The 25,261-nt window shown below is 57.8% G+C and carries 26 protein-coding genes; 12 read left to right on the top strand and 14 right to left on the bottom strand.

Annotation, left to right across the window (positions count from 1 at the left end; genetic code table 11):
• Positions 1–4: 4 nt before the first annotated feature.
• The 9 genes from CLV83_RS22450 to CLV83_RS22895 all read right to left on the bottom strand — a co-directional run bounded on the left by CLV83_RS22450 (position 5) and on the right by CLV83_RS22895 (position 7,356).
• The gene (locus tag CLV83_RS22450; protein WP_132298180.1) at positions 5–433 is read right to left on the bottom strand and encodes a hypothetical protein; all 429 of its coding nucleotides are present in this window, start codon (positions 431–433) and stop codon (positions 5–7) included.
• Positions 434–589: 156 nt separating this feature from the next.
• Positions 590–1,048, bottom strand: coding sequence for an ATPase (locus CLV83_RS22445; protein ID WP_132298178.1), 459 nt, complete (start codon positions 1,046–1,048; stop codon positions 590–592).
• A 140-nt stretch (positions 1,049–1,188) separates the two neighbouring features.
• Positions 1,189–2,412, bottom strand: coding sequence for an organoarsenical effux MFS transporter ArsJ (gene arsJ / locus CLV83_RS22440; RefSeq protein WP_132298176.1), 1,224 nt, complete (start codon positions 2,410–2,412; stop codon positions 1,189–1,191).
• Complete coding sequence (locus tag CLV83_RS22435; protein WP_132298174.1) at positions 2,406–3,419, bottom strand: ArsJ-associated glyceraldehyde-3-phosphate dehydrogenase; 1,014 nt, start codon at positions 3,417–3,419, stop codon at positions 2,406–2,408. The genes arsJ and CLV83_RS22435 overlap by 7 nt, the downstream gene beginning before the upstream one ends.
• 74 nt (positions 3,420–3,493) lie before the next feature.
• Positions 3,494–3,730 carry a thioredoxin family protein gene (locus tag CLV83_RS22430; protein WP_132298172.1) on the bottom strand — a complete coding sequence of 79 codons (237 nt, stop codon included), beginning with the start codon at positions 3,728–3,730 and terminating at the stop codon, positions 3,494–3,496.
• Between the two features lie 32 nt (positions 3,731–3,762).
• Entirely contained in the window at positions 3,763–4,767 is a 1,005-nt protein-coding gene (locus CLV83_RS22425; RefSeq protein WP_132298170.1) for a permease, read from the bottom strand.
• Positions 4,768–4,793: 26 nt separating this feature from the next.
• Positions 4,794–5,813, bottom strand: coding sequence for an ACR3 family arsenite efflux transporter (gene arsB, locus CLV83_RS22420; RefSeq protein ID WP_132298167.1), 1,020 nt, complete (start codon positions 5,811–5,813; stop codon positions 4,794–4,796).
• Positions 5,814–5,846: 33 nt separating this feature from the next.
• Entirely contained in the window at positions 5,847–6,545 is a 699-nt protein-coding gene (arsH, locus tag CLV83_RS22415; RefSeq protein WP_132298165.1) for an arsenical resistance protein ArsH, read from the bottom strand.
• A 1-nt stretch (position 6,546) separates the two neighbouring features.
• Complete coding sequence (locus CLV83_RS22895) at positions 6,547–7,356, bottom strand: metalloregulator ArsR/SmtB family transcription factor (protein WP_132298163.1); 810 nt, start codon at positions 7,354–7,356, stop codon at positions 6,547–6,549.
• Positions 7,357–7,909: 553 nt separating this feature from the next.
• Here CLV83_RS22895 and CLV83_RS22405 point away from each other — a divergent pair.
• The 6 genes from CLV83_RS22405 (at position 7,910) to CLV83_RS22380 (ending at position 12,825) form a co-directional block, all read left to right on the top strand.
• Positions 7,910–8,266: a hypothetical protein gene (locus CLV83_RS22405; RefSeq protein WP_132298161.1), complete on the top strand. Its 357-nt coding sequence runs from the start codon at positions 7,910–7,912 to the stop codon at positions 8,264–8,266.
• 79 nt (positions 8,267–8,345) lie between these two features.
• The gene (locus tag CLV83_RS22400) at positions 8,346–8,966 is read left to right on the top strand and encodes a c-type cytochrome (RefSeq protein WP_207894995.1); all 621 of its coding nucleotides are present in this window, start codon (positions 8,346–8,348) and stop codon (positions 8,964–8,966) included.
• 8 nt (positions 8,967–8,974) lie between these two features.
• Complete coding sequence (locus CLV83_RS22395; protein ID WP_132298159.1) at positions 8,975–9,865, top strand: c-type cytochrome; 891 nt, start codon at positions 8,975–8,977, stop codon at positions 9,863–9,865.
• Positions 9,866–10,277: 412 nt separating this feature from the next.
• Positions 10,278–11,075 carry a DsbA family protein gene (locus CLV83_RS22390; RefSeq protein WP_207894994.1) on the top strand — a complete coding sequence of 266 codons (798 nt, stop codon included), beginning with the start codon at positions 10,278–10,280 and terminating at the stop codon, positions 11,073–11,075.
• The gene (locus CLV83_RS22385; RefSeq protein ID WP_132298157.1) at positions 11,072–12,484 is read left to right on the top strand and encodes a multicopper oxidase family protein; all 1,413 of its coding nucleotides are present in this window, start codon (positions 11,072–11,074) and stop codon (positions 12,482–12,484) included. The genes CLV83_RS22390 and CLV83_RS22385 overlap by 4 nt, the downstream gene beginning before the upstream one ends.
• 74 nt (positions 12,485–12,558) lie before the next feature.
• Positions 12,559–12,825 (top strand): SHOCT domain-containing protein, encoded by a 267-nt coding sequence (locus CLV83_RS22380; protein WP_207894993.1) that lies wholly within the window; start codon positions 12,559–12,561, stop codon positions 12,823–12,825.
• A 59-nt stretch (positions 12,826–12,884) separates the two neighbouring features.
• Here CLV83_RS22380 and CLV83_RS22375 read toward each other — a convergent pair whose 3' ends face one another.
• Positions 12,885–13,562, bottom strand: coding sequence for a heavy metal response regulator transcription factor (locus CLV83_RS22375; RefSeq protein WP_132298155.1), 678 nt, complete (start codon positions 13,560–13,562; stop codon positions 12,885–12,887).
• A gap of 47 nt (positions 13,563–13,609) precedes the next feature.
• Positions 13,610–14,998 carry a heavy metal sensor histidine kinase gene (locus CLV83_RS22370; RefSeq protein ID WP_165900386.1) on the bottom strand — a complete coding sequence of 463 codons (1,389 nt, stop codon included), beginning with the start codon at positions 14,996–14,998 and terminating at the stop codon, positions 13,610–13,612.
• A 372-nt stretch (positions 14,999–15,370) separates the two neighbouring features.
• Here CLV83_RS22370 and CLV83_RS22650 point away from each other — a divergent pair, with 372 nt between their 5' ends.
• From CLV83_RS22650 to CLV83_RS22350, 5 genes are all read left to right on the top strand, one after another.
• The gene (locus tag CLV83_RS22650; protein WP_165900385.1) at positions 15,371–15,508 is read left to right on the top strand and encodes a hypothetical protein; all 138 of its coding nucleotides are present in this window, start codon (positions 15,371–15,373) and stop codon (positions 15,506–15,508) included.
• A 14-nt stretch (positions 15,509–15,522) separates the two neighbouring features.
• Complete coding sequence (locus CLV83_RS22365) at positions 15,523–15,879, top strand: heavy-metal-associated domain-containing protein (protein ID WP_132298151.1); 357 nt, start codon at positions 15,523–15,525, stop codon at positions 15,877–15,879.
• Between the two features lie 65 nt (positions 15,880–15,944).
• Entirely contained in the window at positions 15,945–16,577 is a 633-nt protein-coding gene (locus CLV83_RS22360) for a hypothetical protein (RefSeq protein ID WP_132298149.1), read from the top strand.
• A gap of 125 nt (positions 16,578–16,702) precedes the next feature.
• Positions 16,703–17,116, top strand: a complete 414-nt coding sequence (locus tag CLV83_RS22355; protein WP_132298147.1) for a c-type cytochrome — start codon at positions 16,703–16,705, stop codon at positions 17,114–17,116.
• 10 nt (positions 17,117–17,126) lie between these two features.
• Positions 17,127–18,302, top strand: coding sequence for a hypothetical protein (locus CLV83_RS22350; protein ID WP_165900384.1), 1,176 nt, complete (start codon positions 17,127–17,129; stop codon positions 18,300–18,302).
• 457 nt (positions 18,303–18,759) lie between these two features.
• Here CLV83_RS22350 and CLV83_RS22345 read toward each other — a convergent pair whose 3' ends face one another.
• The 3 genes from CLV83_RS22345 to CLV83_RS22335 form a co-directional block, all read right to left on the bottom strand.
• A complete protein-coding gene (locus CLV83_RS22345; protein ID WP_132298143.1) occupies positions 18,760–19,731 on the bottom strand; it encodes an ABC transporter ATP-binding protein in 972 nt (323 codons plus the stop codon).
• Between the two features lie 329 nt (positions 19,732–20,060).
• A complete protein-coding gene (locus CLV83_RS22340; RefSeq protein WP_207894992.1) occupies positions 20,061–20,792 on the bottom strand; it encodes a copper resistance protein B in 732 nt (243 codons plus the stop codon).
• A 12-nt stretch (positions 20,793–20,804) separates the two neighbouring features.
• Complete coding sequence (locus tag CLV83_RS22335; protein WP_132298141.1) at positions 20,805–22,538, bottom strand: copper resistance system multicopper oxidase; 1,734 nt, start codon at positions 22,536–22,538, stop codon at positions 20,805–20,807.
• 420 nt (positions 22,539–22,958) lie between these two features.
• On the opposite strand from CLV83_RS22335, the gene CLV83_RS22330 reads away from it, so the two are divergent.
• The gene (locus CLV83_RS22330; RefSeq protein ID WP_132298139.1) at positions 22,959–25,259 is read left to right on the top strand and encodes a heavy metal translocating P-type ATPase; all 2,301 of its coding nucleotides are present in this window, start codon (positions 22,959–22,961) and stop codon (positions 25,257–25,259) included.
• Positions 25,260–25,261 lie beyond the last annotated feature (2 nt).

The following is a 25,261-nucleotide window of genomic DNA, read 5'->3' as shown; positions in this document are numbered from 1 at the left end:
CGGTTTAGCGCATCATGCCGCGGTGGTATTCCATGCGATCGAACTCCTCCTGATGCAGGCGCATCTGGTCGCGCAGCTGCTCCAGGGTGCGATCACGGTCACGCAAGCGATCACGGGGAAGATCCATGGAGGGCTCACGGCCGAGTTGTTCCATGGAGCGCTCCATTTCACGCCAGTGCTGGCGCATCAGTTCATAATGACTCTGCGGATCATTGGTCCGGTGCATCTGCTCCATGAGCCGGTTCATCCGGTTAAAGTCGCCGTAACGCCCACCCTGTTGCTGCCCTTGTTGTCCCTGTTGCATCTGGCCCTGCTGGCCGGAGCCCATTCCCTGGCCGCCCTGCATATTGCCACCCTGGCCTGCGGCCATGGCTCCCACGCTGAGGGCGCAACACAGCAGTGTTGCCAAACGAATGCCATGTTGTTTGTTCATGATCAGCTCCTTCGAGATAGTATGCTCGTTATCGAAAGACGCACTGATTATAGGTGTTAACCACGAAGGTAACGGGCGAAGGGAGAAAGTTTGTCCGGTGGTGCTGCCTCCGGACAAACTTGTGGTGAATATGCTGTTCTCTGTTACTGCAATTATTCAGATATCGTGTAGCCGGTTCGCCGCCTGGGAGAGCCGCATCGCCTCGTGTTGTTCCAGGTCGGCCAGCTCTTCCAGCAGGTCTGCGGCCGGTGTGGTATTCACCCGGCTGACCAGAAAACGGTAAAGCTCGACGATCTGGTTATGTTCATCCTCGACCTTGGCGATAATCTCGTCTGCGCTCATATCCGCGAAAGGCGCGCCCAGACTGGCGGAGGGTAGCAGAGGCTTCTTGTCGAGAAACTCCATCACCCAGGTATCCAGGGCGTTGAGGTTATCCGTCGCCTCGAAAGCGGTGATCGCCCGGGACAGTTTTGCCTCATGGTCCGCCAGGTAATCGAGCAGCATCTGTGCTCGTTCATCGTGCTGGGCGCTGCCACTGTTGCGCAGCCACTCGGATAACTGCTGATGGTAGGCTCGCGTCCAGTGAATGATGTCGCGAAACGTATCGATCTGCATGTTTGCCTCCTTTACGCGCTGCCTGGATTTCGCCGGCAGTGCCGTTTTATCGCCAGGCCGGCGGGCCTCTTTACCTAAAGAATATGCCAGCATAGAGGGAATGCCAGCCGTGCCCCGTACTGTGACGCAAATGTTTGCGCTTAGTCAGAGGCTTGGGGCAGTGCCAGCGAAATCAAGGTGGTGAGCAACAGTAGGGCGGCAGAGACCCAGAGACAGGCTGCCAGTCCGCTGGCGCCAAGCCCCGCGGCCTGGAACAGCCAGCCCGAAAGCAGGGTGCCTAGCAGCCGGCCCATGGCGTTGGCCATGTAGTAAAAGCCCACATCGAGCGAGACGCCATCGGCCCTGGCCAGGCTGACGATCAGGTAGCTGTGCAGCGAGGAGTTGATCGCAAACAGCACCCCGAACAGCAGCAGTCCGCCGATCAAGAGAGTGGCGGGATCGATCGTGCTGCCGAGTCCTAGCGCAATCAGCACTGGCACTGAGGTAAGTACCGCCGCCCAGATCAGCGCCGCCCGGCCATCAGGCACCCGGCCGCTGGCCTTGCCGGTGATACGCGGCGCAAACGCCTGCACCATGCCGTAGCCGATCACCCAAAGGGCGAGAAAGCCGCCGGTCTGCCAGTGATCCCAGCCCAGTGTCTGCGACAAGAACACCGGCAGGGCGACCACAAACCAGACATCGCGGGCCGCGAACAGGCAGAGGCGGGCGCCGGAGAGAATGTTGATCGCCCGACTTTTGGAAAAGATATCGCGGAATTTCGGCTTGGATTTCGCCTTGCCCAGATCCTTGCGCAGGGTGATCAGGCTGGCGATCCAGACCAGCAGCAGTGCAACCGCCATAGCGGCCACGGCACCGGCAAAGTCGAGCAACATCAGCAGGGCGCCGCCGAGGAAAAAGCCGATCCCCTTGAGCGCATTCTTCGATCCGGTCAGCAGCGCCACCCACTTGTACAGCGTACCCTGGGCATCGGCGGGAACCAGCAGTTTGATTGAGCTTTTCGCGCTCATCTTGTTCAGGTCCTTGGCGATGCCGGACAGCGCCTGCGCCGCCATCACCCAGGGAACCGTGAGCATCGCCGCCGGCACCAGCAGCATCGCCAGGGCGATAATCTGCAACCCCAGGCCGATGTTCATGGTGCGGTTGAGGCCCAGGTGAGCACCAAGCCAGCCACCCACCAGATTGGTGATCACGCCGAATATCTCGTAAAACAGGAACAGCAGCGCGATATCCAGCGGCGAATAGCCGAGGCTGTGAAAGTGCAGCACTACCAGCATCCGCAGGGCGCCATCGGTGAGGGTGAACGCCCAGTAGTTACCGGTGACGATCAGGTATTGGCGGATCGCCGGGGAGAGCTGGCTCAGCATTTATCCAGACGTCCCACCTTCAGTGCCAGGTCCGCGGTGCGGTTGGCGTAGCCCCATTCGTTGTCGTACCAGGCGTAGATCTTCACCTGGGTGCCGTTCACCACTATGGTGGAGAGCGCATCGATGATGCTGGAGCGCGGGTCGGTCTTGTAATCGATGGAGACCAGCGGGCGCTCCTCGTAACCCAGAATACCGCTGAGTTCGTTTTCGGAGGCAGCCTTGAGCAGCGCGTTGACCTCCTCGGCGCTGGTTTCACGGGCAACCTCAAACACGCAGTCGGTGATCGAGGCGTTGGCCAGCGGGACACGGATAGCGTGACCGTTCAGCTTGCCCTTGAGCTCCGGGAAGATATGGGTGATCGCCGTGGCCGATCCCGTGGTGGTGGGGATCAGGCTCTGACCGCAGGCACGGGCGCGGCGAAGATCCTTGTGCGGCGCGTCGAGGATCGTCTGGGTGTTGGTGATATCGTGGATCGTGGTCATGGAGCCGTGCTTGATGCCCAGAGCTTCATGGATCACCTTCACCACCGGCGCCAGGCAGTTGGTGGTACAGGAGGCCGCCGTGACGATGGGATACTGAGCCGGATCGTACAGATCGTCGTTAACGCCCATTACCAGGTTAAGTACGCCTTCCTCTTTCACAGGCGCGGTGACCACCACGCGCTTTACGCCCTGATCCAGGTAAGCCTGCAGCAGCGCTTTCTTGTTCATCTTGCCGGAGGCTTCGATCACCAGGTCACAGCCGGACCAGTCGGTTTCGCCGATGGTTTTGTTGCGGCTGGTGGTGATGGCCTGACCATCGATCAGAATCCTGTCGTCTTCGACACTGGCTTCATGGTTCCAGCGCCCGTGTACCGAGTCGAAGTTGAGCAGGTGCGACAGGGTGGCGGCATCGCCGGCGGGGTCGTTGATATGCACGAACTCGATATCGCCCTGTTCCCAGGCAGCGCGGAAGGTCAGCCGCCCCATACGTCCGAACCCGTTGATTCCGATCTTGATCTTGGCCATTACAGATACTCTTATTTGATGTTTATTGGTAACTAGGAATCAGCTTAACCATCCGCGAATCGCATCCTGGCTCTTTAGCTCTTCAGCCATCCGCGAATCGCGTCTTGGCTGGGAATGCTGCCGCTGTGGACAACCTGCTCATCGATCACCACCGCGGGTGTACTCATCACGCCGTAGTTCATGATCGCTTCCGGATCGGTCTCTTTGATGACATCCACTTCAGCGCCGACCTCTGCAGCAACCTTGGTGATGATCTCTGCGGTTTTGATGCACTTGCTGCAACCGCTACCCAGTACTTTGATTGTTTTCATCGTTTTAACCCTCGGTGAATGACTGTTGGCGCTTAGATAAAGGGCGTCAGCAGATTGAAAATCCATCCCACCAGCGTAAATGCCGCCAGCAGTACCGCGAACAGAATCGCCAGCAGGCGCCACTGCATCACCTGCTTGAGCAGGATAAATTCCGGGAAGCTGGCCGCTACGGTGCTCATGCAGAACGCCAGCGTGGTGCCGATCGGCAGGCCGTTGACGATCAGGCTCTCCATTACCGGAATCACACCGGTGGCGTTGGAGTAGAGCGGTATGCCCAGCAGCACTGCAGCCGGTACGGACCACCACTGACCATCGCCGAGGTGAGACTCGATCCAGCCATCCGGCACGAAACCGTGCAGGGCAGCGCCGAGGCCCACACCGATAATCACCCATTTCCAGACGCGGCCGAAGATCTCGCCGGTTTCGCCCTTGGCGAACTGGTGGCGCTCCGCGAAGCTGAGTTTCTCAGCCGGGCCGCTGCTTTGAGCCGGTTGCTGCTGTTTACCTTGTTGCTTGCCTCGTTCAAGCGCCTTCCGGGCGAAGGACTGCAGCCAGCGTTCGGCACGGATCTGATCCAGGAAAACGCCGCCGAGAATGCCCACGCCCATGCCCACAACTACGTAGAGCAGGGTGAACTTCCAGCCCAGCAGGCTCATCAGCAGCAGTACCGCCACCTCGTTGATCAGTGGCGAGGTGAGCAGAAACGCCATGGTGATCCCCACCGGAATCCCGGCGGAGGTAAAACCGAGAAACACGGGGATACTGGAGCAGGAGCAGAACGGCGTAATAGCCCCAAAGCCGGAGCCGAGCAGATAGCCAAAGCCACGGTTGCGACCGGCGAGAAAATCGCGCACCCGCTCCACATTCAGCGAGGCACGGGCCAGCGCGATCACATAGATCATCACCACCAGCAGGACGTAGATCTTGCTGACATCCTCGACGAAGAAATGCAGCGCGTCACCGAGCTTGGTATCCGCTGAAAGCCCCATCAGCTGGTAAACCAGCCAGTCGGCCAGGCGGGTGAAGATCTCGAACATGGTTTAGTCCCCCTATCCTTGGAATCCTAACCCTTAAACCAATGCCGGGTGCGGTTGGCGAAGGCCACCAGCGACAGCATCACCGGTACTTCCACCAGTACACCCACCACGGTGGCCAGCGCAGCGCCCGAGTGCAGGCCAAACAGCGAGATCGCCACGGCCACCGCCAGCTCGAAAAAGTTCGAGGTGCCGATCATGCACGCCGGTGCCGCCACGTTGTGTGGCAGTTTCAGCCAGCGTGCGGCGCCGTAGGCCAGGGCGAAAATACCGTAGGTCTGGATCAGCAGCGGGATTGCGATCAGAGCGATGGTCTGTGGCTGTGAAATGATGGTGTTGGCCTGAAAGCCGAACAGTAGTACCACGGTGGCCAGCAGGCCCAGGATCGACCAGGGCCTTAGCTGGTGGGTGAACTGATCGAGGCGCTGGCCGTCGCCGCCATTTTCCAGCCGGTGACGGGTCCAGATACCGGCCACCAGCGGCAGCACCACGTAGAGCACGACTGACAGCAGCAGCGTTTCCCAAGGCACCTGGATATCGCTGACGCCGAGCAGAAAGGCCGCGATCGGCGCGAAGGCGAACACCATGATGATGTCGTTGATCGATACCTGCACCAGGGTGTAGTTCGGGTCGCCCTTGGTCAGCTGGCTCCAGACAAACACCATGGCGGTGCAGGGCGCCACGCCGAGCAGAATCATGCCGGCGATATATTCGCTGGCGCTTTCCGGATCCACCCAGTCGGCGAATAGCACGCGGAAGAACAGCCAGCCGAGAAACGCCATGGTGAACGGCTTGATCAGCCAGTTGATCGCCAGCGTCAGCACCAGCCCCTTGGGTCGCTTGCCCACGTCCTTCACGGCGCTGAAGTCGATCTGCACCATCATCGGATAGATCATCACCCAGATGAACAGCGCAACCACCAGGTTGACGTGGGCGAACTCCAGCCCGGCCACGGCAGCGAATAGACCCGGCGCCAGGTTACCGAGCAGCACGCCGGCGAGAATCGATAGGCCGACCCAGAGGGTCATGTAACGTTCAAAGATGCCCATGGTTTAATCCTTCATATCCTTTTCGTCCGGTCCTCAGATCGAGCGCTGATTAACCCGTTTGGAAAGTTCGTCCGCGGTTTCGACCCGCTCGGAGTAGCGGTCGGTCAGGTAATCCTTCTGGTCGCGGGTCAGCAGGGTGAATTTGACCAGCTCCTCCATCACATCGACGATGCGGTTGTAGTAGGGCGAGGGCTTCATCCGGTCGTTATCGTCGAACTCCATAAACGCCTTGGGCACGGACGACTGATTCGGGATGGTGAGCAGTCGCATCCAGCGGCCGAGAATGCGCAGCTGGTTAACGGCGTTGAAGCTCTGGGAACCGCCGCTGACCTGCATCACCGCCAGGGTTTTGCCCTGGGTCGGACGCACCGCGCCGATGCTCAGTGGAATCCAGTCGATCTGCGCCTTCATGATCGCTGTCATCGAGCCGTGACGCTCCGGCGAGCACCAGACCATGCCGTCGCACCACTGCACCAGCTCGCGCAGCTCCTGCACCTTGGGATGGCTGGCGTCGGCGTCATCTGGCAGCGGCAGACCGCTGGGGTTGAAGGTCTTGGTTTCTGCGCCCATCGCCTGCAGTAGGCGGGCGGCCTCTTCGCTGACCAGGCGGCTGAACGAGCGATCACGCAGGGATCCGTAAAGCAGCAGAATACGCGGCGGTTCGGCGCCCTCTGCCTGTGCCGGAATCTGGAAGCAGGCCTGCTCCAGGTTGGGAAGTGTGTTATCGCTCATATCAATCTGCCTTGCTTGTATCTGATGTGCTTTCTGAGGGTGTACAGGCGCTACCGCCGTTGGCCGGCCGGTCTGTCATCTGTTCGAGGCGCTCATTCGCGCTGGCGAGAAGCGCGGGGCTGTGCTCTGCGGTTTCCTGCAATACCCGTAGCATCCAGTCGTTCAGCAGCGGGTGCAGGCGGTAATAGACCCACTGCCCCTGGCGGCGGTCCAGCAACAGACCGCTTTTGCGCAGCTGCGCCAGGTGGCGGGAGATCTTCGGCTGAGACTGCTCCAGCGCGCAGGTCAGCTCACAGACACAGAGCTCTCCCTGCTGCAGGATCAGCAGCAGGCTGGTGAGGCGGATCTCGTCCGCCAGCGCCTTGTAAAACTCCACAGCGCCGAGTGACCCGGTAAGGTTGCTACCCGCTTTGCTGTTGAGCTCGATAAAGAGTTTGATCCGCTCATTGATGGCGTGAAGCGTTTTGATATACGCCCTGGGGTCTGAGCTCTCGCGGGGATCGTCGTAATCCCAGTTCATCACCACGCCGTGGCCGGGCCAATTCTGGCACTCCTGCTGTGCCCTGCTGCACAGGGTAATGATGTAGTCAAAGCGCTGGTCCCTGAAGGTCTCGATCGCCTTGGGCTCCAGCCCTTCAGGTTCTACGCCATGGCTACGCAGCGCCTCCAGCGCACCGGGGGAGATACTCTGCGGTGAGGAGCCGGCACTGAAAACATCGAAACGGTCACCGGCCTGATCGCGCAGCAGCGCTTCGGCGATCTGCGATCGTGCGGAGTTGGCGGTACAGAGGAAAAGCACACGTGGTTTCATTGGGTCGGTCTATCAAAGCTGTCTGTCAGTGTCTGTGAGCGCCGTATATCAAAACGACCTGATACGCCTATTTTGATACGTATACGATAAAATGTATATATGGTTTTTCGTATGTTTCTAGGTTGGCACCCGTATTCAGCTAAAAATATGCCGAAGCGCATTGAGCGTGAAATGCTAGCTCATTGGGTGAAATGGGAGGCTGATGGGGTTCGCTGGTGAGCTTGATGAATGTTTAGAGTAGTCTCGCCGCCATCGTCCCGTTTGGCTCAGCGTTGCCTCCTCCACTCAGAAAGAGTCTGCTTGGCGTACAAAGCGGAATTTGCGGGGACCTGTCCTAGCTGTCACTTTCGACCCAAAGCTGACGCTGGGCCTCGCACGTATCAGTATTCATAATTCATAAAAACTTGGTTTCATAAGTCAATAACGTTTCTGGCATAGGGTGTGAACGGTACGAAAGAGGCTAGTGGAGAAAGTAGAGTAAAGGCCTGGTGGCGGATTGAATTAATTGGCGGTGCTACTTACAATCGAAGTTCCTTTGCCTAACCCAGTGCTTATGACCCGTCTCACTCGCACATCGCTGGCCCTGCTGTTTGTACTGCTGTTTAACTTGCAGTCGCTGTCTGCTCTTGCCAGTTCGGTGTCAGGGGACCAGGCGGTTTGGCAGCACTGGCAGTTCCACAAGGTGCATGGCGGCCACAGTCATTCCGAGGAGCTCATGGGTGACCAGGCGGAAGATGACAGTTCTGAAAACCTGCTCCATATCGAGCTCAGCCAGGCCAGCATTACCGAGTTGGTTATCGCGGTGCCGCTTACCGACAGTATCAAGGTGCCATCAAGGCCAATGGTTCTGGCTCGCCCCTCTCATAACGCGCCTCATCTGGGCATAGAAATACCCCCTCCCATCGCCTGATTCCGGCTTCATATCTTGCTGTTAATACCGTGGTTTTTGCCGCGGACATGAAGTTTATTGCCTGTTTTAGGGGTTAAGTATGAAATCTATCCAGGTTATGGGTGCTGCTGTTGTTTTGTCTGTTTCACTTGTCTCTGGCTTGGCCTCCGGTCTTGCCATGGCGCATGGTAATGCCAGTGGTGTTGTTAAAGAACGCATGGAGCTGATGGAGGAGATGAAAGAGTCGATGAAATCGATGTCCGACATCTTCAGTGGCAAGGCGGACTATAACGCGCAAGCGATCAGGGAAGCGGCGCGGGTTATCAGGGAAAACTCTGGGACTGCGATGACTCGTCTTTTTCCGGAAGGCAGCGTCCATGGACCAAGCGAGGCCAAGCCGGAGATCTGGCAGGAGTGGGATCGCTTTGAAAGCCAGGCTGCTCAGCTCCAGCGCTACAGTGAGGCGCTGGAGAAGGCAGCGGATAACGGCAGGGCATCGGCTGCCGGTTCGTCCTCTAACATGATGGGTTCTGGATCGATGATGGGCTCTTCTATGATGGGGTCCGACTCGATGATGGGATCGAGCGGGATGATGGGCAATATGATGGGGTCGGCAGGCCCCGATGAGGAACATCTCTCCGAGATGCCCGCCGATATGGTGTTCCGCATGCTTACCGACACCTGTTCCTCCTGCCACACGCGCTATCGTATCGAGGAGTAACAGCCCGGATGAAACGACTCTTTATAAGGTTGGTTCTGCTCCTGGGTGTCGTCTCTATCGGTTTGGGTGGTGTTGCGTTAACCGGCACAGAGCCGGGCTCCGCATCGCTGGCGGAGTTGAACGGTGATGTGGGGCGCGGGGCCTATCTGGCCCGCGCCTCCGGTTGTATCGCCTGCCACACCAATACTGACGCAGGAGGGTCGCCGCTAGCTGGCGGCGCTCCGCTGGAGACCGCCTTTGGTACCTTCTATGCGCCAAACCTGACCACTGACAAAATCGAAGGCATAGGCGCCTGGTCGATCGATGATTTTGCCCGCGCCGTGCGCGAGGGTGTATCGCCCGAGGGGGATCCGTATTACCCGGCGTTTCCCTACGGCTTTTACACCCGTTTCAGCGATCAGGATGTTGCCGATCTCTGGGCTGCGTTTAAGACGGTGCCGCCGGTGGCGCAGCCATCCAAGCCGCAGCAGTTGGGGTTTCCGTTCAACATCCGTTCCGGGCTTCATCTCTGGCAGGAGATGTACTTTGACCCCGGCAGATTCCAGCCGGTTGCCGAGCAGGATACCCAGTACAATCGCGGCAAGTTCCTGGTTGAGGCGGCGGGTCACTGTGCGGCCTGCCATACCTCACGCAACCTGCTGGGCGCGCTGGACCAGGATGACCCGTTTGCCGGAGCCGAGGGGTTGCCCGGAGGCGGCAGCTCACCGGCGATTCATGCCGAGGCGCTCAAGCAGCGGGGGTGGAGTGTCCAGGATCTGGCCTATGCGCTTAGCTCCGGGATCACGCCGGATGGTGATGTGCTCGGGGCAACCATGGGCGAGGTGATTCGGGAAGGAACCGCGTTCCTCAGTGATGAGGATCGTCAAGCAATAGCGACTTACCTGCTCACTGAGCGCTGATAGCACTGTAAAAATTGGAGGTGTTGATCCACACTGCCGGTTATGAAAAATCTAATGGCTCTCCTCACCACGCTGCTCCTGCTGGTTTTCGGCTATACGGCAGCGCCTGTCCAGGCCGCCGTTCAGGGTGGTCCGCAGGCTGAGGCGATGAGCGCCGTTCATAGCTGCTGTAACCAGCAGAGGGTAGAGTGCGCGCGTAGCTGCGCCGCTCAGCCCCCGGCGGTGTTTTCACCGCAGCAACCCATCTGGCGGTCGGGGCCGTTGCTGCCGGTGCCCTATAAAGTGACTGCTACCCGTCCCGGCTATACCACCCAACCTACACGCCCTCCACGCGCCTGAATCTTTTTCGCTATAACTGAAAAGAAACCCTGCCGAGCCTGATCGGCGGATTAATCTTGCGTGGAGTACCCCCATGAAAAAGTCACTGATACCTCATCTGCTGGGCAGCCTGATGATTCTGCTTGCTAGCGGCCAGGCACGGGCTGAGGAGGCCAATATTGAACAATTGATCGACCAGAAGCTGCAGGAATACTTCAGCAGCGAGGCGTTCGATAAACAGGTGGAAGCGTCTATCGTCCGCTTTATTGAGAAACAGAACCAGGCGCGGGCAGAGCAGGCAAGACAGCAGCGCCAGGCGCAGGTGGCTAACCTGCCGCCGGTGGATCCTGCGTCCGATTATGTGCGTGGTGCGCCGGATGCGGTTTTCACCCTGGTCGAGTATTCGGACTATGAATGTCCCTACTGCAAACGCTTTCACGTTACGGCCAAGACCTTTGTTGAAAACAATCCCGATGTGAACTGGGTTTACCGACACTTCCCGCTGAATTTCCATAACCCCGGTGCGCAGAAAGAGGCGGAAGCCGCTGAGTGTGCAGGTGCGCTTGGGGGCAGCGAGGCATTCTGGCGCTATTCCGACCTGATATTTGAGCGCACCCGCTCCAACGGCAAGGGATTCCCCATCGCTAACCTGGGGCCGCTGGCAGAGGAGCTAGGCCTGGACCGACAGGCGTTCGACAGCTGCATGAGTGAGGAGCGATTCCGAGATAAGGTGCTGGCGCAGACCGAGGATGGCAAGGCCTCCGGCGTGACCGGCACACCGGGCAACTTCCTGCTTCACAACGCCAGTGGCGAAGCGGTGGCGATCAGCGGCGCGCAGCCGCTTGCCAGTCTGGAAGCGGTTCTGCAGCAGATGAAGGACGCGCTGAAATGAGCTTGAGTCGCCGTCATTTTATCCAGCTGAGCGCCCTTGGCCTGGTGGCCGGTCCGACGCTGGTCAGCGCATCGCAGCAGTCGGAAACAGGGCTCAAAGGCGAGCCCGGCGTACGCCGGCTGAAGCTCGCGCTTAAACCGGAAAAACGCCACTGGTTCGCGCCTCTGGGGGAGCCAGTGGGGCTCTGGGCATTCGATCGCGACCAGTTGCGCCTGCGCCAGGGGGAGCCGGTGGAGATCGAAGTGGAAAACCAGCTGCCGGAGCCAAGCAGCGTTCACTGGCATGGCCTTAGGATCGATAACGCCATGGATGGCGTCAGCGGCCTGACTCAGGCGCCGATCGCACCGGGCGGACGTTTCGTTTATCGCTTTACGCCCCGGGATGCGGGGACTTACTGGGCTCACTCCCATCACAAAACCTACGAGCAGTTGGCGCGCGGGCTTTATCTGCCGCTGATCGTCGAAGAACCCGAGCCGGTTGCTGTGAATCGGGATCTGGTGCTGACACTGGACGACTGGCGCCTGAACGATGCACGCCAGTTTGATGCCGCCAGCCTCGGCGCCATGCATGACTGGGCCCATGGCGGTCGCACCGGCAACCTGCTTACCGTTAACCGCCAGCTTAAACCGCGCTTTAACGTGAAAGGGGGCGAGCGGGTCAGGCTGCGCCTGCTCAACACCGCCAATGCACGCATTATGGCGCTGCGACTGCCGGATCTGCCAAGCTGGATCTGGGCCAAGGATGGGCAGCCGCTGGCGACGCCCAAGGCTCATAGCGGCCCGTTGCTACTGGCCCCCGCTGAGCGCTATGACCTGGTGATCGATCTGCCGGCACAGGAGCAGGGATCCCTGGCCGTGCAGCTGGAGACCGACGGTGCACCGATTGACTTGGCGTATCTGCAACTGGATGGCCATATAGAGCAGGGCCCGCGCGATGACCCTCGGCCGCTGCCGGCCAACCCCTTGGCGCAGCTGGGCGATGGGCCTGCCGATCACAGTGTACAGCTGGATATGACCGGCGGCGCCATGGGGCGTCTCAGGCAGGCGGTCTATGGCGACCAGACCCTGAGTGTGCGCGAACTGGTGCAGCAGAAGCAGATCTGGGCGTTTAACGGTGTCGTCAATATGCCGGAGATGCCGCTGCTGGAGGTGCGCAGCGGCGACCTGGTCGAGGTTGAGATGCTCAACAACACCCGCTGGCCCCACAGCATGCATCTGCATGGGCAGCATTTTCAGTCGGACCTGACGCGCTATCATCCGGGACTCTGGCACGACACGGTGGTGATGGCGCCCGGTGAGCAGACCCGCATCCGTTTCCGCGCCGGCAACCCGGGTAGCTGGCTGCTGCACTGCCATATGATCGAGCATCAGGCTGCGGGAATGGTCAGCTGGATACGGGTTCTGGCCTGAGTTTCAGGGCCCGGTCCGAAGTGACAATTTGTAATGTTTCAGATTAAACGGCAGAGAATCGATACAGAGGAGAGATGAATATGTGGGGCGAATGGGGTGAACATGACTGGGGCTGGGGTTGGATGCTATTCGGCGGCATACATATGCTGCTGTTCTGGCTGCTGATTATCCTCGGCATTGCCGCGCTGATGAGATGGCTGGGTGGATCGGGCGGTGCCGATAAAGAGGACGACAGGGGCAGCGATGCGCTGGATATTCTGCATGAGCGTTATGCCCGTGGCGAAATCGACCGGGAAACCTATCTGGCGATGAAGCGGGATATTCAGTATCGGGACCGTTAAGTCCCGAGACGCTTGTTGGAGATCGCTTAAGTTGGAGATCGCTTAATGCTGGAGAACAGTTAGTCCCGGGGCTCGAGGACGTATCCCATACCACGGACGGTATGGATCAGCGCAGGTGAGAAGGGCTCATCGACCTTGCTACGCAGGCGGCGCATGGCGACCTCTATCACATTGGTATCACTGTCGAAGTTCATATCCCATACCTGGGATGCGATCAGCGAACGGGGCAGAACTTCGCCCTGACGTCGCATCAGCAGCTCAAGTAACAGAAACTCCTTGGCGGTTAAGTCGATGCGTTGTTCATCACGAATAGCCCGGCGTTTAACCAGATCGAGTTGCAGCCCTGCAACCTCCAGCAGCGTGGGTTCCAGCGAAGTCTTGCCCCGTCGCAGCAGGCTGCGCACCCGGGCGAGCAGCTCCGAGAAGGCGAAGGGCTTGACCAGATAGTCGTCGGCGCCCAGCTCCAGGCCTTTGACCCGGTCTTCAACTTCGTCACGGGCGGTTAGAAAAAGCACCGGCACCTGATAGCCCTTGTCGCGCAGTGCCTTGATGATCTGCCAGCCATCCAGTTCAGGTAGCATGACATCCAGCACTATCAGGTCATAACTCTGGGAGGTGGCCTGCATCAGCCCGTCAATACCGGTGCGTACCAGGTCAGCGCTGTAGCCCGCTCCGGTGAGCCCTTTCTGCAGATAGTCACCGGTTTTGATTTCATCTTCAACGATCAGCAACTTCACGGAATGAGTCCTCTTTTTTAACTGTCGGCGCCGCTCTGACCAGAGTATCAGGCCCGCTCCTGCTCAGGGAAAATCAGCGTAAAGCAGGTGTTGTTCTTATCTGAATGGACTTCAATACTGCCGCCATGGGCTTTGACGATGGCGCGGGTAATCGACAGGCCAAGACCGGTACCCTCATGGTCCGTATTGCAGCGAGACCGGTCGCAGCGGTAAAAACGGTCGAACAGGTAAGGCAGTTCACTGTCGGCTATGGGAGTGCCGGTATTCTTTATCTGCACCTGAAGAACATCCGGCCTGTGCTCGATCTCCACATCGATTTGCCCGTTCTCCGGCGTGTGGCGTATGGCGTTGGAGAGCAGGTTGCTGATCGCGCGATCTATCATGATGCGATCTCCCGCCAGCTCACCGCCGCCCTGCATACGCAGGGTGAGACTACGTTCATCCGCCAGTGCCTCATAAAAATCGAACAGCTTTATGATTTCGTCCTCCAGCTTGAAGCGCTCGCTGGACGGCAGTTTCATGCTGTTTTCGGCCTTCGCGAGGAAAAGCATATCCGAGGTCATCCGCGATAGCCTTTCGAACTCCTCAAGGTTGGAGTAGAGCACATCCTCCAGCTCCTGCTCGGTGTGGGGGGCGGCGAGGGAAACCTGTGTTTGCATTACCAGGTTACTTATCGGGGTTCGCAGCTCATGGGCGATATCGGAGGAGAAATGCGTCAGACGGTTGAATGACTCTTGCAGACGGTCAAGCATCAGGTTGAGCTCGATCGCCAGCGCGCCCAGCTCGACGGGCAGTGACTCCACCGCCAGGCGTTGATCAAGTCGCTTGGCGGTTACCGACTTGGCCTTGGCGCCCATGCTCCGCAGCGGCGCCAGACCCTGACGGGATACCCACCAACCGAGCAGGGCGCTGAGCATTGTTGCCACAATCATCAGGCCAACCAGTTTGCTGGAAAAGTTATCCATGAAAGCCGCGTGACGGGTGGTTTCCATGGCAGTCGATATGATCAAGGCAGGGCTACCCGCTGTACCGCCTGGAGTCGCCATGGCGAGTCCTCGGTATGCGATTTCGCCTTGCTGCCACTCCCGTCGTTCCGCCTGACCCGGCTTAAGAAGTAGATTCTCGACGTTATAGGGCACGGTGATCGGGCTGATGGAGAACAGGTTGTCGCCGTCGGCGGTATCGATGCGAACGATGATGCTGTCGTGATCCACGATCGCCTCTTCGATCGAAAGCGCGATCGCAGTGGCTGAGTCAGAGCGTTGGGTTCGCTCCAGGAGACGAACCGTCGCCTTGATCTTGTCGCCCAGCTCCGAAAAATCCTGGGTCGCAAAGTGGTTTGAAAGCGAGTGCTGAATCATAAATCCAAGCACCGTAAAGATTGCGACGGATACCAGTACGAACAGCAGTGTCAGGCGCGTGGTCAGTGAAATCATGGTTGGCTCGTTTTCTCCATCCCTTAGGTCATTCCCCTGGTTTTGCAAATCCGTTACCGGGGAAAGGGGCATCTTGTTGTTATGCATCCACTGTATCGCTAATGCAATGATATTGCTGCGAAAAATCATTTTTCTGGACGCTATCAATGGCCCTTTAGCAAGCAGGATAATCGTTGTGTGCAGGTCTGGGCCTGTTTTATCGCAGCGCCTCCGAGCACTCTTTAGGGCACAGTGCCGACAGGCTGCAGTCTGGCATTAAATCAGCGCCACGAGCCGTTGATTACAAAAATGTAATCAGCAGGTCAGTTTCCTGTCGGCGCTGCTCAACCATACTGAAAGCACGGAATAAAACAGATGACCTGAGGCGCTGAGATGAAAGTCGAAACCTTGAAAGATCTGCTCCTCTGGACCGCTGAGCCTCATCGCCGTTTGCCGCATTATCTGATTGAGCTGAAGCACCACGAAGTGATCCAGATGGCGATGGGTGGCAATCGGTTAAACGATATTTGAAGAAGGAGAGCGATATGTCTCATACAGAGCACAAACCAGGTGTACGCGAGGCTTTTCTGGTCCAACGGCACCTGCTTCTGGAGTCTTTGGATGCCGGCAAGGCAGCGGCAATCGCAGAGGAGATCGAGCCACTGAGAGGAGTCGATAGCGTCAGACTCGACCCGGACAGCCAGCGACTGGATATCGCCTATGACGCCTCTGTTCTGCAACTTGATCAGATAGAGGCCATTGTTCGCAGTCACGGCAGCGATCTGGACCAGGGTTGGTGGACCCGATTCAAAGAGGGTTGGTATCGCTATACCGACCAGAATATCAAGGATAACGCGAAGCATGAGCCGTTTTGCTGCAGCAAGGTTCCACCACGGAAATAACTGCGGCCTGGTTTGAGTGAGATCTATGCGCCAGGCAAAACGATGAACTATCCGGAGCAAAGACAATGAAAAAGAAACCGTTGGTATTCATGCTGATGTTGGTTTTTGCCAGCCCTTTTAGCTGGGCCCAGCAGGATCATCATCCTGATGCGGGAGCCCAAAGTGGAACGCCCGCCGGGATGGCTGGTGCAACAATGCAGTCGCCGATGCAGCCATTGATGCAGGAACGGCTGGAGCAGATGCAAAACCTGGCCGATCAGTTGGCGACCACCGACGACCCGGCACAACGGCGGGAATTGATGGAGGAGCACCGCAAGGCGATGACCGAGTTCCGCGGCATGATGGGCGGAATGCAGCAGCAAGGTGGTGGCATGATGGGCGGCATGGGGATGATGGGCGGTCAGGGCGGTATGATGCCGATGATGCAGCGCATGCAGATGATGCAGGCCGGTATGGACCGGATCATGGACACCGACGATGCCGATAAGCGGATGGAACTGATGCAAGAGCACCGTCAGCAATTGCAGGAAACCCTAGGCATGATGGGTGGCATGCAGCAGGGCGGCGGTATGGGAATGATGAAAGGCATGGGGATGATGAACGGCCAGATGAACTGCGTGGGCATGATGGAAGCCTATCGTCAGATGGATAAGCGTCTTGATCTGATGCAGGAGCTGTTGCAGCAACAGAGAAAATAAGCCTGGTATAAGCCTTGAAACAGGGGCGGGATCCACTCGCGCCTGTTAAAGGTCACTCATGGCGGCGCAGCAAGCGCTGCTAAACTGCCCCAAAGTGTTAAAGGTAGTAGCGAAGAGGAACGCTTATGTTGTTAAGTCAGTTACTGAAACTGCGTTCCGGACTGGCTCTGGTTGCGCTGCTGTCGGCCAACCTGGCCGTGGCGGACCATAGTGAATGGCATGTGGATGTCAGTGTACCCAAACTCAGTGAGTTGGCCAGTGCCGGGCAAAAAGCGTTCAATGCAACCTGTGCGGAGTGCCACGCCGACAATGGCGCAGGAACCTTGAAGGGACCCCCGCTGATACATCCGATCTATAACCCGGGTCACCATAGCGACAAAGCGATATACACCGCCATGCGTAACGGTACGCGCCAACATCACTGGCCCTACGGCGATATGCCCAAGCAGGCAGTAGGCTTCTACGAATCCTCGGCTATCGTGAAATTTATCCGCGAAGTACAGGAAGCCAACGGCATCGTCTCTCAGAGCCACCGTTGATGGCTGAGCTATGAGTCGCCGTAACATGAACGGCTGTCACCCTGCCCAGCCTTCGACAGGACCAGGGCAGATTATACCGGCCATGAGTACGCCGCTGGCCTCCATATTCGGCAGCGGCTTTCTTGTCATCGTACCTGTACTGGCGAGCGGTGTTGGGCCTTACGCAGTGCTGGCCATGTTGGCGATCTCGGTGATCGCCTTCCAGACCGGTGCCATCGTACGACACAACATACTCTGCGCCGAACCGGTGCTGGCTGCCGGCAATAAAAAGCTGACGGTCATGCTGGAGCGCGCTTCTGATGCTGCGCTGGTGTTGGCTTACATTGTGTCGGTGTGTCTGTACCTGCATATCCTCAGCGCCTTCGCTCTTGGCCGTTTGGAGCTGGACAGCGAGTTCAACAAAAGCCTGTTAACCTCCATTCTGGTGGTGCTGATCACCCTGGTAGGTCTCTTCGGTGGCCTGGCGCCGCTTGAGCGTCTGGAACAGCTGGCGCTTTATCTGACTCTGGCTGTGGTATTGGTGCTGATCCTTGGCTTTGCGCTGCATGATGTCGACCTGTTTCTGGAAACGGGTTATCTGCCCTTGCCAAAGATGCCGGATCGCTCCTTCTGGGAGATCCTGACGATAGTGTCCGGTACTCTAATCGTGGTGCAGGGCTTTGAAACGCCGCGTTATCTGGGACAGCGCTTCGATACTTGGACCCGTATCCGTGCGTCTCGCTGGTCGCAATACTGCGCGCTGTCGGTGTATATCGTCTTTGTTATCGTCACGTTACCGATAGTGCCGGTGCTGAACGGACAATACGAAGACAACAGCCTGATAAAGCTCACTGTCAGCGTCTCATTCCTGTTATCCATGCCGTTGATTCTGGCGGCGGCACTGTCCCAGTTTTCCGCGGCTGTGGCCGATACCCTGGCTGCCGTGTCTAATCTTGGGGAGGTCACCCGCGGGCGATTGCATCCGCGCTGGGGTTACCTGCTGGTTGGCGTGGCGACGCTGGTACTGGCGTGGACGGGATCGACATTCACCGTTATCGCGCTGGCATCCAGAGCCTTTGCACTCTACTACCTGCTGCAATGCCTGGTGGCATTCAGTGTCTGTGGAAATCACAGGGAGCGGGTCCGGTTCGCTCTGGTGGCGATAGCCCTCGGGTTTATATTGATATTTGCTGTGCCTGTGTCTTGACTTTCCCATTATCGGGAGGTTTATGGTCCCTGAATTTCATCATCAAAAGCTTGTAAGGAGGTAGGTGATGGAGATTCAGGTACAACAGTATTCGTCTAAGCAGTCTACCCATTGAAACATGGGTTGTGCCTCCTGCGTCGGCCGCTTGGAAGCGGCGCTGAAGAAGGTTGATTACGTCGATGAGGTTGCAGCCTGGCAATCGAACGGTGCCGATACGCACTCCAATACCCAACGGGAGCGCCTTATACTTATCGAAGCGGTGGAAAAAGCGGGCTACTCGGTACAGGCACCGCCATCGAAGCAGCGGACTTTGCAAAACTTCAGAGACAAGAAACGCTGCCCTGGGGGGAGATCCCGAGCAGCGTTTTTAATCTGGGCTTTGGCCGCGTGACTGTGCTGACGCGGTGGCTCAGGCGCTGATCGCCCGTATTAAAAACGGTGCTGTAAGCGGGGCGATTCACTTCGTGGGTGAGTGCCCGCGTTTTATCAGTCCAACCAGTTCGTCCCATCTCATACGTACATCTTCTAGGGTTTGATAGTATTTGAACAGCTCTCGCAGAGGTGCAGCAAAATCCTTATGCGCCGCCAGTGCCGCGATCAGCGCACCGAATGTCAGCTGGCCTTCGATTACCAGATAGCCGCCAATGGTATAGAAGAAAAACGGTGTTAAATGGGTTATGAAATTATAAAGCCCCTTCATTAAGAACTTGCGCTGGTATATTTCGATCCGTATTGCCTGAAGTTTGCGAATCGTCGCAAACGCGGACGCGGTTTTAGCCGGTGTCTGCTCGTTCCCTTCGCCGATAATATGCCCCAGGTAACGCGCTTCTTTCATGCGCAAGCGGCCCAGTTGATTGACCTTTTTCTGCATACGCGGGATGACAACAAGTTGCACGGGAAGCAGTGACAGCGCAGCGGCGCCGAGCATCGGATCCTGCATGAACAGAAAAAACAGGATAGTCAGGAAGGTCCCTCCCTGAAACACGGGCAAAACCACGATGTCGCCGGCAAAGCCCGCAATCGCCTCCAGTTCCTGCACCATAAGCGGGATGATCTGTGACTGGTTGCCGCCGCTGTTGAGTCTGTACCAGAGGACATAAACCTTGACGCGCAATCGTCTCAGGATCGACTCGGCCAGCCGGCCTTTCGACAGGTTAACAGCATATTTAATAGAACCGTTCAGGCTGATTGACAGCAGGTAGAGCAGGCAGAGACCGAACAGAAACTGGACCTGACCGAGCTTCACGCCGTAAATATCGATGGGAAATGCGTCGGATCCGATCGCGTGATTGACGATATGCTTAGGTATCTCAAGCGAGAGGTAAAGTAGTGGCAGCGAAAGCAGTGCCAACAGAAAAAGCAGCAGTTGTTGTTTGCCGGTTTTAAAAACAATGTAGGCGCACAGTGTCCCGTTAATCTCTCTGTGCATTTTACTGAGTCTTGATTTTACGGGGAAAACCTGGCGGCTTTTGCGAAAACAGCTAACGGCTATCCTGTACAGACGCCAACTCAGTAGCCCAGAAAGAATTAACGGCGACCCGAGCAGGATCCAGTATATGGTTGTGTGCAGCCACCAATGTGAATGGCTGAAATAGGTGGCAACCAGTTCATTGGTTAAGTAATGGAGTGGCTCAAACATGTGGATAAAAGGGGCCTCGAAAATCTCCTGACCATGATGGCGAGGAGGCTCATTTCAGCGGTAGAGCGGGGTGCCGAACAGTGGGGAATGACTCTACTCGACACCCCGGTAGAGCTACCTCAGAACCAGGCGGTGATACCCAGTGTGAACGCGGTTGACTCTACATCCTCGCCTTCATCCCGAGCGTAATCGGCGGTGTTGCCCAATTTCCTTTCCCACTGCACGCCGATATAGGGCGCGATTTTCCGGGTTACCTCGTATCGCAGGCGTAGCCCCAGTTCAGCCGAACTAAATCCCGAGCCAATGCCGAGCTCCTCGTCGTCGCTGAAGGCGACATTGAGTTCAGCCGCGGGCTGCAGAATCAGTCGCTGGGTCAGCAGCAGATCGTATTCTGCTTCGGCGCGGGCCGACATATCGCCCTCATCGCTCAGGAACAGGTTGGCGTCTACCTCAAAGAAATAGGGCGCCAGTCCCTGCAGTCCGGCTACCGCGTAGGTACGGGAGGGGCCGGGTTGATTGTCGTAGCGGATACCAAACTGGGCATCGAAAAAATCTGATACCAGTCGCTGATAGAGTAACTGGTACTCGGCGCTTTCGGTGGGGCCGCCTTCAGGACGCTCGCCTTTGGCCTTGAACGCCATCCCCTGATAGTCGGTGCGAATGTTGACCTGACCCTCCCAGTAGCCGAGTTTTTCGCTGTCATCCGCATCGCGTACTTCGAGCCGGTCCAGCATGAACTTGGTCATAACCGCATCGTCACCCTCTGCGGCGTTTGTGAGTCCCGGCAGCCCAAGCGTCAGCAGCGTTAAAGCGATACCCATCGGTGTCCGGTATGCCATTTTTACAGTCATCTCATCGACTCCTTACAGTGCTGCAGTTTGGTCAGCAGGGGTTTCCACTATCACCTTGCGGAACATGCCCGACGCCATGTGGTACATCAGATGGCAATGGAATGCCCATTCACCCAGCGCATCCGCCGGAACATCCACCGTCAGAGTGGTATTGGGCGCGACATTGACGACGTGCTTCAGCGGATTGAACTCACCTTTGCCCTTGTCGAGCTGCATCCACATGCCGTGCAGGTGCATGGGGTGGTTCATCATGGTGTCGTTGACAAATTTGATTCGCACCCGCTCGCCGTAGGTCATTTTGATTGGCTCAGCATCGGAATATTTGGTGCCGTTGATCGACCAGAAATAGCGCTCCATATTGCCGGTGAGGCGGAGCTCAATTTCCCGGTCCGGGGCGCGGTAGTCGGCGTAGGGCGTCACCGCCTTGAGGTCTCCATAGACTAGGAACTTGCCACCGTTGGCGGCAGAGGGGGTTAAGCCGCTACCAGGGGCATAATCGCTGCTCGGCTGTTTGGCGGCATTCATCGGCGACTGATTCATACCGTTCATGGCTGAATGATTCATACCCTCCATAGCGGGCTGGTTCATATTCGCCATACTGGCCTGGCTGGTGGCTGCCATAGCGGGTTTAGCCATATCCGCCATATTAGAATGATCCATATCCGTCATATTGGAGTGATCCATCCCTTCCATACTGGCCATGCTCATATCGGCCATGGTCAGCAGCGGCCGTTCACGCAGCTCGGGAATGTCGCCTGCCATTCCGTCCCGGGGAGCCAGGGTGCCGCGGGCAAAGCCTGCGCGGTCGACAGACTCGGCCAGGATTGAATAGGCGCGCTCCTCTTTGGGTTCTACGATCACATCGTAGGTTTCAGCCACCGCCATGCGGAATTCATCGACGCTGACCGGCTGTACATTGTTGCCGTCGGCCTGCACCACGGTCATTTTGAGACCGGGAATGCGGATATCGAAATAGCTCATCGCAGAGCCGTTGATGAAGCGCAGCCGCACCCTCTCGCCGGACGTGAACAGCCCTGTCCAGTTATCCCCGGCGGATTTGCCGTTGACCAGGAAGCTGTAACCCGACACATCGGCGATATCGGTGGGCATCATACGCATGCCGCCCCAACTGAGGCGTTCCTTCAGAGCTGTGCCGAAACCCTGTTCTCTGGCCTCTTGGATAAAGCTGCCGGCAGTCTGCTGGTGGTAGTTGTAGTAGTCGCTCTGACCCTTGAGGTTGGCGAAGATCTGGTCGCCGCTTTCCGCTGACCAGTCCGACAGCATCACTACATATTCACGGTCGAACGTGAACGGCTCAGCTTTGGCTGGCTCGATGATGATTGGACCGTAGACCCCTTCCTGTTCCTGAAAGCCGGAGTGGCTGTGGTACCAGTAGGTGCCGCTCTGCTTGATAGGAAAATGGTAGGTGTGGGTTTCGCCTGGCTTTATGCCGTCGAAACTGATGCCCGGTACGCCATCTTCGGTGTAGGGCACCAGCAGGCCATGCCAGTGGAGCGATGTATCGACATCGAGTTGGTTGGTCACGTTAAGAGTAACCTCCTCACCCTCCTTGAAGCGCAGCGTGGGGCCGGGGATACCGCCGTTGATGGTCATGGCGCTCTTCGCCGTGCCATCAATGGACAGCGCTTGCTGGTCGATTACCAGATCGTATGTGCCGGCCAGCGTGCTTAACGGGGCCAGTGCTGCGACCGCGAGTAATCCTCTTACCGCATGTCCAAGTCGCATGGGGAACTCCTTATACAGCTATCTGAATGGGAAATTAAGGACTCAGGCTTGAAGGGATGCGCTGGCAACCGCCAGCGCGAGAACCGCCGACACGTACAGGGCCAGAAGGCTGGGGTTGACGAATGCCACGGCGATTCCTCCGATAAAGTGAAGCACTTAGAGTAACGATGCGGTCTGTCGCCAGGCTGACATGAAGATGATATTTCTGACAGGTTACAGGCGGGGCGCCTGGCGACAGCCTCATGCTGCCAGTAAGAATCGCCTTTCAACAGTTGGCAGGCTGGGCCAGCGCGCGTGTATTAACCGGCCGCCTCTATTCAGCCTTACAAAGATGTAATCTGGCGGTCAGTTTCATGTCGTGGTGCATGATCCATACTGTTTCATAGGAAATACGGTTATTTCCAAAGTGGAGCAGTAGTTATGCATGACAAGAACCATCACAGCGAACATTGCCATCACAACCCTGGCAACGCGGCCGCCGGAGCAAGCAGTACTGCACACGAACTGCTGATCGAAGGCGCTGGCTGCGCCAGTTGTGTCGGCAAAATTGAGTCTGCGTTAAAGCAGGTGCCCGGTGTTACCGAAGCATCGATGAACTTTGCTCAACGCAGCGTCAGTGTTAACGGCGAAGTCTCGGACAAGGCTCTGATTGCTGCCGTTGAGGCGGCCGGCTACGACGCCAAGGTGGCACAGGCTGAGTCCTCAGAAGATCTGCTCAATGAGAAGGAGCAGGCGGACCAGGCATACTACAAACGCCTGATGCGGGAGATGGCGATCGCCCTGGGACTGGGCGTGCCACTGATGATCTACGGCTTGTTCATCGGTGAGATGACGGTTTCAACAACCGCAGAACGGATCGCTTGGCTGTTGGTTGGCGTGGCGACCTTGGCGGTGATGCTGTTTTCCGGACGCCACTTTTACGTGGGCGCCTGGAAATCGTTCATCAACCACAGCGCCAATATGGATACGCTGATAGCGCTGGGTACAGGCACCGCCTGGCTCTACTCCATGGTGGTGGTGTTCTTCCCCGGCGTCGTGCCCGAGATGGCGCGCCACGTTTATTTTGAGGCTACCGCGATGATCATCGGTTTGATCGACCTGGGGCTGGCTCTTGAAATTCGGGCGCGCGGTAGAACGTCCGAGGCGATCAAGCGGCTGATCGGGCTGCAGGCGAAAACCGCCCGTGTTCTGCGTGATGGCCAGGAGGTCGATATTCCCATCGCAGAGGTGCTGCAGGACGACCAGGTTCGTGTGCGTCCCGGGGAGAAAATCCCGGTCGATGGCACGGTGCTGGAAGGGCACTCCTCGGTGGATGAATCGATGCTGACCGGTGAGCCGATGCCGGTTGAGAAGAGCGCAGACGCTGAGGTGGTCGGCGGCACCATCAACAAGTCGGGCACACTTCTGTTCAAGGCAACCCGTGTCGGTAAGGATACGGCGCTGGCGCGGATCATATCGATGGTGAAGCAGGCGCAAAATTCCAAGCCGCCCATAGGACGGTTGGCGGACGTAATCGCCGGCTATTTCGTGCCCACCGTGATGATCATCGCCGTTCTAAGCGCCCTGGCCTGGCTTAACTTCGGTCCGGCGCCGGCTGTAGCCTTTGCCATCGTATCGGCCACCACCGTGCTGATCATCGCCTGTCCCTGTGCGCTGGGGTTGGCTACGCCCATGTCGGTAATGGTCGGTGTCGGTAAGGCCGCTGAGGCCGGGGTGCTGATCCGCAACGGCCAGGCGCTGCAAACAGCCTCAAAGATCACCGCCATGATTCTGGATAAGACCGGCACCATTACCGAAGGCACTCCAAAAGTGACCGAGATAGTGCCGCTGGCGGTCGAGGATGAGGCCGGAGTGCTGCGCCTTGCAGCGACCCTGGAACAGGGTTCCGAGCACCCACTGGCTCAGTCCATTGTGGAGTCCGCGAAAGAGCGTGAACTCAGTCTGGGCAGTGTCGAAGGGTTTAATGCTATCGCTGGCCATGGGGTTGAAGGGCGTGTTGAGAGCCGAACACTACTATTCGGTAATGAAAAGCTGATGCGGGAACGTCAGGTCGATATCGATCAGCATCTGGAGCAGGCGCAGACCCTGGCCGCACAGGCGCAAACCCCCATGTATCTGGCGGCGGATGGAAAACTGCTGGCCTTGATTGCGGTGGCCGATCCAATCAAGGCGGATTCGGTGGCGGCGATCCAGCGTTTGCAACACAACGGTATTCGAGTGGTGATGTTGACCGGCGATAACCGCGCTACCGCTAAGGCAGTGGCGGATCAGGTGGGAATCGGTGAGTTTTTTGCCGAAGTGTTGCCGGAGGATAAATCCGCCAAGGTGGCTGAATTGCAGCAGCAGGGCGAGGTTGTCGGCATGACCGGCGACGGGATCAACGACGCACCGGCGCTGGCGCTGGCAGACGTGGGGTTCGCCATAGGGACCGGCACCGATGTAGCGATCGAGAGTGCCGATGTGACTCTGATGCGCGGTTCCCTGCATGGCCTGGCCGACGCCATTGCCGTGAGTCGCGCCACCCTGCGTAACATCCGACAGAATCTGTTCGGTGCCTTTATCTATAACGCCGCCGGTGTGCCGGTGGCTGCCGGTCTGCTGTACCCCTTCATGGGGGTGTTGCTGAGTCCGGTGATCGCTGGCGCAGCGATGGCGTTTTCATCACTGACCGTTGTGACAAACGCCAACCGGCTGCGTTTGTTTAAACCCCAGGACCATTGAGC

It is taken from the genome of Marinobacterium mangrovicola (genome assembly GCF_004339595.1).
Classification (GTDB): domain Bacteria; phylum Pseudomonadota; class Gammaproteobacteria; order Pseudomonadales; family Balneatricaceae; genus Marinobacterium_D; species Marinobacterium_D mangrovicola.
Note: the sequence above shows the minus strand (reverse complement) of the source record. Positions and strands in the feature narration are given on the sequence as shown.

Excerpts from the sequence above, each read along its gene's own strand:
- CLV83_RS22345 (WP_132298143.1), bottom strand. The coding sequence starts at position 19,731 with ATGCACAGAGAGATTAACGGGACACTGTGCGCCTACATTGTTTTTAAA.
- CLV83_RS22370 (WP_165900386.1), bottom strand. The coding sequence starts at position 14,998 with ATGATTTCACTGACCACGCGCCTGACACTGCTGTTCGTACTGGTATCC.
- CLV83_RS22380 (WP_207894993.1), top strand. The coding sequence starts at position 12,559 with ATGAATATGTGGGGCGAATGGGGTGAACATGACTGGGGCTGGGGTTGG.
- CLV83_RS22435 (WP_132298174.1), bottom strand. The coding sequence starts at position 3,419 with ATGGCCAAGATCAAGATCGGAATCAACGGGTTCGGACGTATGGGGCGG.
- arsJ (WP_132298176.1), bottom strand. The coding sequence starts at position 2,412 with ATGCTGAGCCAGCTCTCCCCGGCGATCCGCCAATACCTGATCGTCACC.
- CLV83_RS22335 (WP_132298141.1), bottom strand. The coding sequence starts at position 22,538 with ATGCGACTTGGACATGCGGTAAGAGGATTACTCGCGGTCGCAGCACTG.
- CLV83_RS22390 (WP_207894994.1), top strand. The coding sequence starts at position 10,278 with ATGAAAAAGTCACTGATACCTCATCTGCTGGGCAGCCTGATGATTCTG.
- CLV83_RS22400 (WP_207894995.1), top strand. The coding sequence starts at position 8,346 with ATGAAATCTATCCAGGTTATGGGTGCTGCTGTTGTTTTGTCTGTTTCA.
- CLV83_RS22340 (WP_207894992.1), bottom strand. The coding sequence starts at position 20,792 with ATGACTGTAAAAATGGCATACCGGACACCGATGGGTATCGCTTTAACG.
- CLV83_RS22350 (WP_165900384.1), top strand. The coding sequence starts at position 17,127 with ATGAGTCGCCGTAACATGAACGGCTGTCACCCTGCCCAGCCTTCGACA.
- CLV83_RS22395 (WP_132298159.1), top strand. The coding sequence starts at position 8,975 with ATGAAACGACTCTTTATAAGGTTGGTTCTGCTCCTGGGTGTCGTCTCT.
- arsB (WP_132298167.1), bottom strand. The coding sequence starts at position 5,813 with ATGGGCATCTTTGAACGTTACATGACCCTCTGGGTCGGCCTATCGATT.
- CLV83_RS22330 (WP_132298139.1), top strand. The coding sequence starts at position 22,959 with ATGCATGACAAGAACCATCACAGCGAACATTGCCATCACAACCCTGGC.
- CLV83_RS22445 (WP_132298178.1), bottom strand. The coding sequence starts at position 1,048 with ATGCAGATCGATACGTTTCGCGACATCATTCACTGGACGCGAGCCTAC.
- CLV83_RS22360 (WP_132298149.1), top strand. The coding sequence starts at position 15,945 with ATGAAAAAGAAACCGTTGGTATTCATGCTGATGTTGGTTTTTGCCAGC.
- CLV83_RS22430 (WP_132298172.1), bottom strand. The coding sequence starts at position 3,730 with ATGAAAACAATCAAAGTACTGGGTAGCGGTTGCAGCAAGTGCATCAAA.
- CLV83_RS22355 (WP_132298147.1), top strand. The coding sequence starts at position 16,703 with ATGTTGTTAAGTCAGTTACTGAAACTGCGTTCCGGACTGGCTCTGGTT.
- CLV83_RS22405 (WP_132298161.1), top strand. The coding sequence starts at position 7,910 with ATGACCCGTCTCACTCGCACATCGCTGGCCCTGCTGTTTGTACTGCTG.
- CLV83_RS22650 (WP_165900385.1), top strand. The coding sequence starts at position 15,371 with ATGAAAGTCGAAACCTTGAAAGATCTGCTCCTCTGGACCGCTGAGCCT.
- CLV83_RS22425 (WP_132298170.1), bottom strand. The coding sequence starts at position 4,767 with ATGTTCGAGATCTTCACCCGCCTGGCCGACTGGCTGGTTTACCAGCTG.
- arsH (WP_132298165.1), bottom strand. The coding sequence starts at position 6,545 with ATGAGCGATAACACACTTCCCAACCTGGAGCAGGCCTGCTTCCAGATT.
- CLV83_RS22365 (WP_132298151.1), top strand. The coding sequence starts at position 15,523 with ATGTCTCATACAGAGCACAAACCAGGTGTACGCGAGGCTTTTCTGGTC.
- CLV83_RS22895 (WP_132298163.1), bottom strand. The coding sequence starts at position 7,356 with ATGAAACCACGTGTGCTTTTCCTCTGTACCGCCAACTCCGCACGATCG.
- CLV83_RS22450 (WP_132298180.1), bottom strand. The coding sequence starts at position 433 with ATGAACAAACAACATGGCATTCGTTTGGCAACACTGCTGTGTTGCGCC.
- CLV83_RS22385 (WP_132298157.1), top strand. The coding sequence starts at position 11,072 with ATGAGCTTGAGTCGCCGTCATTTTATCCAGCTGAGCGCCCTTGGCCTG.